The organism is Plasticicumulans sp., from assembly GCF_035331805.1.
In the GTDB taxonomy this organism is placed as follows: Bacteria; Pseudomonadota; Gammaproteobacteria; order Competibacterales; family Competibacteraceae; genus Plasticicumulans.
Genome location: NZ_DAOLKE010000545.1, coordinates 1 through 1,614, shown reverse-complemented (window position 1 = coordinate 1,614; position 1,614 = coordinate 1). Strand labels below are relative to the sequence as shown.

Genomic DNA, 1,614 nt, shown 5'->3' with positions numbered 1-1,614 from the left:
TCCAGCGTCAAGGCGGCGCTCCTGCTGTCGCAGTCGATCTACTGGACGCGCCACGGTCGGGACATCGCCCGGAACGGCGGCTGGTTCCACAAGACGACGGAGCAGTGGGCGATCGAGACCGGACTGTCGCCGAAGGAACAGGCCAGCGCGCGCGAGGTGCTTCGCAATCTCGCGCTCCTGGACGATCAGCGCATCGGCATTCCCGCGCGGCTGCATTTCAGGTTGAGGCTGGACGAGCTCGGCGCGCGGCTCGCCGATCGGATTGCCGGCCATCCGCAGGCGGTGGACTGGAGCGATCGGCTCGTGCTCGCGGAACTGCTCGGTCCGTCGGTGGCCTTCCACCGGACGCTCGTCGAGGTCGCGGGTGGCGTGCACGGCGGGCTGATGCTGTCGCGCGCGCTACACCTCACGCGGCTGCAGGTCCGACGTCGTCTGGACCAGTGGATCGTCAGCTCGGCCGCGCGCTGGTTCGAGGAGCTCGGTCTCACGCGGCGCGAACAGGAAACGGCGCGGCGCGATCTCGTGCGTGCCGGGCTCTGGGAGGAGTGCCTGCGCGGCATTCCGCCGAGCCTGGTGGCGCGCATCAGGCTCGACTGCCTGCTGACATTGCTGACCGAAGACGTCTCGCCGGCACGGGCCACCGACCTGCGCGGCGTCGATCCAGAGCGTGACGTTGGCGCAGCCAACGATTCACCGAAGAGCGATTCAAGACTGTGGCAACCCCGCAGCCTTGCCACGCCGAATCCGCCACGACAGTTCGGCCCGACCCGCGAACACGGTTCACCCGAAAGCGCCGCTCTTCTTATGAATCACAGTACAGGTGAATCACTACAACCACAGAACACTGGCTCGCCGACGCCTGCGCCGGCCGCCGTGGATGGTGGTGGGGAGTTGATCTTCCCCGAGCAGATGCTGCCGGACGAGCGCCAGGCAGCACGCGTGCTGCTTCGCCCCTGCGGCGATCACTCCCAGGCTCTGCTCGACGAGCTTGCCGGCCGGCTGCAGATGGGCGGCGTGCGCAGCAGTCCGGTCGCGTACCTGCGCGGGCTCATCGCGCGCGCCGGCGCCGGCAGCTTCGTACCGGAGCTCGGTCTCCGCGTGGCGGCCGCGCGTGCGCAGCGCCAGAAGGAGGCCGCTCTGCGTCGCGAACGCGAAGCCGAGGAACGGCGTCTCGCGGCCGAACGCGCCACGCCCGAGTACCAGGCCAGGGCTCGCGCGCAGCGCGAGAAGGTCAGGCAGATGCTCGGCGAGCTCAAGACGCGCATGAACACCGGCAGGCAACCATGAGCACACCGCGCGCCCCCGCCCCGTCGATGCCAGAACACGTCAACACGGAGTCCGCCATGACAGCACAAGACGCGCCGTCCTCACTCGGTCCGGTGCCCGACCCCGCGCCAGCCATCTCCGCGCCTGCGGCGCCAGCACGGCCCGCAGGATCGTCGCTGGGCCAGCTCGTCGACGAGACACCCGATGCGATGACCCTGCACACGCAGGACGCGTACCGCATGTTCACCGGCCGCGCCGCCGATCCGGCGAGCAACGCACCGCCGATTCCAGGCGGCCGGCGCTTCGCGGCGGTGCTCAAGGCGATCTGGTACCTGTCGGCGAACGACA

Annotated in this window: 2 protein-coding genes; both read left to right on the top strand. The window is 69.6% G+C overall.

Annotation, left to right across the window (positions count from 1 at the left end):
* A partial coding sequence (locus PKE44_RS19250; protein WP_324554443.1) for a hypothetical protein occupies window positions 1-1,287 on the top strand: 1,287 nt, incomplete at its 5' end.
* A 56-nt stretch (window positions 1,288-1,343) separates the two neighbouring features.
* On the top strand, window positions 1,344-1,614 hold a 271-nt coding region (locus PKE44_RS19245), incomplete at its 3' end, for an AcaB family transcriptional regulator (protein WP_324554441.1).